The sequence below is a fragment of the Novacetimonas hansenii JCM 7643 genome, from assembly GCF_000964405.1.
Classification (GTDB): Bacteria; Pseudomonadota; Alphaproteobacteria; order Acetobacterales; family Acetobacteraceae; genus Novacetimonas; species Novacetimonas hansenii.
This window is the reverse complement of record NZ_BANE01000166.1, coordinates 1-4,507: the sequence shown is the minus strand read 5'-3', so window position 1 is coordinate 4,507 and position 4,507 is coordinate 1. Positions and strand designations below refer to the sequence as shown.

At 57.9% G+C, this 4,507-nt stretch carries 6 protein-coding genes and 1 tRNA gene; 4 read left to right on the top strand and 3 right to left on the bottom strand.

Going from position 1 to position 4,507, the window contains the following annotated elements:
* Positions 1 to 299, bottom strand: a 299-nt coding sequence (locus B7G66_RS11375; RefSeq protein WP_048859204.1) for an MlaD family protein, incomplete at its 3' end; no start/stop codon positions are given.
* Between the two features lie 94 nt (positions 300 to 393).
* Between B7G66_RS11375 and B7G66_RS11370 the strand changes: the two genes are divergently transcribed.
* Together B7G66_RS11370 and B7G66_RS11365 are read left to right on the top strand one after the other, a co-directional pair.
* Positions 394 to 1,236, top strand: a complete 843-nt coding sequence (locus B7G66_RS11370; protein WP_003620399.1) for an undecaprenyl-diphosphate phosphatase — start codon at positions 394 to 396, stop codon at positions 1,234 to 1,236.
* 15 nt (positions 1,237 to 1,251) lie between these two features.
* A complete protein-coding gene (locus B7G66_RS11365; protein ID WP_003620402.1) occupies positions 1,252 to 2,010 on the top strand; it encodes a GDSL-type esterase/lipase family protein in 759 nt (252 codons plus the stop codon).
* On the opposite strand, the gene B7G66_RS11360 is transcribed toward B7G66_RS11365, so the two are convergent.
* Entirely contained in the window at positions 1,992 to 3,221 is a 1,230-nt protein-coding gene (locus tag B7G66_RS11360) for a mechanosensitive ion channel family protein (RefSeq protein ID WP_040510856.1), read from the bottom strand. The genes B7G66_RS11365 and B7G66_RS11360 overlap by 19 nt on opposite strands.
* A 167-nt stretch (positions 3,222 to 3,388) precedes the next feature.
* On the opposite strand from B7G66_RS11360, the gene B7G66_RS11355 reads away from it, so the two are divergent.
* Positions 3,389 to 3,463, top strand: a tRNA-Met gene (locus tag B7G66_RS11355).
* Between the two features lie 64 nt (positions 3,464 to 3,527).
* Here the strand turns inward: B7G66_RS11355 and B7G66_RS18755 are convergent.
* On the bottom strand, positions 3,528 to 3,758 hold the full coding sequence (locus B7G66_RS18755) for a site-specific integrase (protein ID WP_231106181.1): 231 nt from the start codon (positions 3,756 to 3,758) through the stop codon (positions 3,528 to 3,530).
* Positions 3,759 to 4,086: 328 nt separating this feature from the next.
* Here B7G66_RS18755 and B7G66_RS11345 point away from each other — a divergent pair, with 328 nt between their 5' ends.
* The gene (locus B7G66_RS11345) at positions 4,087 to 4,398 is read left to right on the top strand and encodes a hypothetical protein (protein WP_048859203.1); all 312 of its coding nucleotides are present in this window, start codon (positions 4,087 to 4,089) and stop codon (positions 4,396 to 4,398) included.
* Positions 4,399 to 4,507 lie beyond the last annotated feature (109 nt).

Sequence of the window (4,507 nt, the reverse complement as noted above, 5' to 3'; positions counted from 1 at the left end):
CTGCCGATGGACAGGCTTGTATCGGCGGGCAGATTGACGGCACGATCCACCGTAAAGCCCACATTCGCCATATAGGTCGTGGGGTCAAGGACGATGGAAGTGACCCGCCCGACCGAAACCCCGCCCAGTTCCACATCGGCACCGACCTTCAGCCCGTTGGCGGAAATAAACCGCGCCGTCAGGGGGCGACCGCCACGGTCCGGCCCCATCTGGGACGCACGGGCATAGGCACAGAACCCCGCTGCCACCAGCAATACCAGACCACTGGAGATGATCGCGCCGCTTCTTTCCCTTGCCATGACGATCCTTTGCCCATTTATGTATCGCAGCAATGGCATCGACCATCGCATCCAGACGTTGCATATAGACTAATTCGCCACGGATATCCCGACAATGACACTCCTGCAGGCAATCATCATTGCAATTATCCAGGGGGCAACCGAACTGTTCCCTGTCAGCAGCCTTGGGCACGCGGCCATCGTGCCCGCACTCCTGCACTGGTCGGTGGACCTGCATGGGGACACGTTCCTGCCTTTTCTGGTCATGCTGCATCTGGGGACCGCCACTGCCCTGCTGCTGTTTTTCTGGGGGGACTGGCGCGCCCTTCTGTCTGGCGCATCGGGACGCGATGGCGTGCAGCGACAGATCGAGAGCGTACGCATCTTCATCCTGCTTGGCGTTGCGACGGTTCCGGCGGTGATCGTGGGGGGCCTGTTCGAACACATGATCCGTCACCTGTTTGGCACTGCGCGCTATGCGGCGATTTTCCTGACGCTCAATGGTGCGATGCTTTTGCTGACGGAACGGATCAGGGGCCGGGGCACGCAAAATGTCCTGAGCCGGCCCATCGCCTCTCTGGGCATGGTGGAAGCCATCATCATCGGCCTGTGCCAGTGCCTTGCATTTTTCCCCGGGATTTCGCGTTCCGGGGCCTGCATCGTGGGGGGGCTTGTCTGTCGGCTGTCGCATGAAAATGCGGCGCGTTTTTCATTCCTGATGGCACAGCCCGTCATCCTGATGGCCACCGTCAAGGAAGCGTTCGAGATGCGGCATATCACACTTGCCCCCGGGCAGTTGCAGACGGCCGGGATCGCGGCGGTGGTGGCGGCGGTGGTGGCGCTGTTCAGCACCGTCATCCTGATGCGGTATTTCCACGATCATGAAAAATGGGCGCTGCAGCCTTTTGGATATTACTGCATTGCCATGGGGGTATTCGCCTTCATCTATCTGGGCTGACGGCGATTGGTGGCGATGCAGGCACAGGACGCCAACCCGGCCATTCATGCCGTATCGCGCATGCAAACCCAATGGTGGCGGGAGCGTTTTTTACGCAAGCAGCACCATATCCGCCACACCGCATGCGACCTGGTCTGGTTTGGCGATTCCATTACCCATAACTGGGAACGCCACGGACCACAGGCATGGCAGGATTTTGCCACGGTGTGGCGGGCCTATTATGGGGATCGCCGTGCGATCAATCTTGGCTTCCGGGGGGATGATACGCGCAACCTCCTGTGGCGTCTCATGCATGGGGAACTAGATTTCCATAACACCCCGCGCGTTTTCATCGTGATGATCGGGGTCAATAACCTCGGGCATCTCGGCCAATGCGCGGGACAGGCCGCAGGAGGCATCCGCCGCATTGTGGAACGCATACACCATGCATTCCCCGACAGCCCCCTCATCCTCCCTGGTGTTCTGCCCTCCCTGCGATCAGCATGGGTGACATCGCAGACAACGCGCCTGAACCATATGTTGCGCACCTATGCCGCACCGCGGGGGCGATGGCTGCATTACATCGACCTTGCCCCCTGCCTTCAGACCGGCGGCAAGGTTGATGCCAGCTTGTTCATGGACCCACTTCTATCGCCTCCAGGCCTGCCGTTGCATCCGTGCGCCATGGCGCAGGCGCGCATCGCACGACATCTGGAACCACTCATATGCAGGCTGCTAGATGACTATCCGCATCATCTCCTGCCGCCTTGCGCTGCCTATTGCGGCGTTCCCTGACCCTGCCCCCTTGTTCCGTTGGGCGGTGGCCCTGCCTTGCGCGGCCCTGAATACGCCCCAGGAGGCGGCCGGTCGATCGGCGGGGAGAGCATCATGGGATCGTACATCGCACTGCGTCCCGAAACCGCGGCAACATGGGACAGGCGTTCACGTGGCAGGGCCTCGGGGCATTCATCGCGCAGGAAGGCAATGATCTGTTCGCGTATTTCACAGCGCAGGTCCCAGCTTTGCATCGCAGAACGGGCACTGGCGATTACGCGGATGGTCATGACCTGTGCGCTGCAATCCGCGACCTGTACATCGAATACCTTGCCATCCCACAGGGGGGCTGCATGCACGATTTCGCGCAGACGTTCGCGAATACGGTCCATCGGGGCGTGAAAATCCACATACAGGAACACCACCCCGATCAGGGCTGCCGAATTATGGGTCCAGTTCTGGAACGTATTTTCCAGAAAATATGAAATCGGCACGATATGCCGCCGCCAATCCCATACCCGCAGAACAACATATGTGGAGGTTATTTCCTCCACCCAGGCCCAGTCACCATTAATGATGATCAGGTCCTCCATACGGATGGGCTGTGTCATCGCGATCTGCATGCCCGCGAACAGATTGGTCAGCAACGGGCGCGCGGCCAACCCCACCACGAGTGAGGCCGCACCCGCCGATGCAAACAGGCTCAGCCCATACTGGCGCACCGGTTCGAACGTCATGAGCGAGGCCCCGACCGTCAGCAACCCGATCAGCAGGTCCGCCGTCCGGCGCAGCATGCGCACCTGTGTCATATGCGTGCGCAGCAGGATATCGTCCTTGTCGTTCTTGTCACTGATCCGCGCAAGATAGGCTTCCGACAGGATACGGGTGGCGACAACTGCCGCATATCCCAGCATCAGCACAAACAGTACCAACAATGTATGCGTCGTGGCCTGGATCATTTCATATGGCAGGCCGGACGCCGGCAGCGCCGTTCCGACAAACAGCACGACCAGCATGATGCGCACCGGGCGCTGCATGGCCATGGTGAAGGTACGCACGAACGCGCCGCGCTTCTGTCCCGGGATACGAAGGATAAGCTTTGTGAAGAAACGGCTGAAAAGTTCTGCCATCAGTCCGGCAGCGCAGAGCATGAGAATGGAGGAAACAGGCCCAGGCAACCACCCGAAAAGATTTTTAAGGTCAGTAAGAACGGTAATGAATTCGTTTTTCACGAATGAATCTCAGCTTTTCTCTTATATAGTCTGGGGTATGGTACGCATATTGCGCACATGGCGACAACGCGACCTTGCGGCCTGAATTCTTTTTATAAGGGAATCATGGCGATAACGGGTTGACTTCTCCCTTGGGCGGGGATATTTCGCACTCATCCTAACGCGATGGCGGCGTAGCTCAGCGGTAGAGCAGGGGAATCATAATCCCTTGGTCGGCGGTTCAAATCCGTCCGCCGCTACCATCCGCGTTAGGATTGATTTCCAAAGACTTAGCGACATGATCTGGCCTCCTCTGGCAGTGGTATGCTAGTCACGATTTCTCCCCCTTTCCAAAACGCTAGTCACTCCCCTCGCCTGCCGCCTTTCATCAAGCGCGCGACTGGACAGCTTTGCAATGGCGTTGACCGCCCTCGTTTTCTGTTCTGCGTGCCGCACATAGACGCTGACGGATGCGGCAGATGTGTGTCCTGTGATCGACATGACCTCCCGTTCCGTGCATCCCGTTTCAGCCAGCCACGATGCTGCCGTCGCACGCAATCCATGCCAGACGACGCCACGCAGGCTCGCTGATCTGCCCGCTGATCTGATTGCCTTAACTAACAGCGGTTTGAAACGAGTTGAGTTCCCACGACGTCCTAACGGTAGACGTTAAAATCGTTTTATCTGTCCGCATGCCCCTTTCCATGGCATACCCCATAAGGATCGACAACACCGTCACGGTCTGCCGTCCGCTTTGACAAGGCCGATGAACTGGTCCTTTCCGGTGCGATGGATCGCGACGTCGTAGATTTCTTTGCCGAATGACACGTCCCGGAAAATATAAGGTGCACTGCGTCAATGTTCTATCATTGCGCTTTCCTTAGCCATGGACGAGCCTGAAATTCCGCTGGACAACGAAGAACGTGATTTCGGCCCCCGCGTGACGCGCAGCGCCTATCGCATCGAGCCTGCGGTGCGCCAGCAGGAGCCGAAAGGATTCAAGGCCGCCCACTTCATTCCTGGTCAGCGTAAGGCCAAGACCTGCGGCATGCGCGAGTCCTCGGTATGGATGGAAAAGCGTTTCCGTAACACGGAAATCGCTACGGCGTGTCGTCAGTTATCCGCTCCCACTGGTCGTCACGTAAGCCATAGCGCCGCATCTATTGTTCTCCCCCAAATCCGAAAAAAACAGTCATGACAGAGCAACAGAAAGTACACCCCTCAGCTCAGAGCCTGTTTGAAAAGTCAGGCTCGATAATATCATGAAATCATAAAAGTTTTTGGTGAAGCTTTTTCCAAAAAGCTTC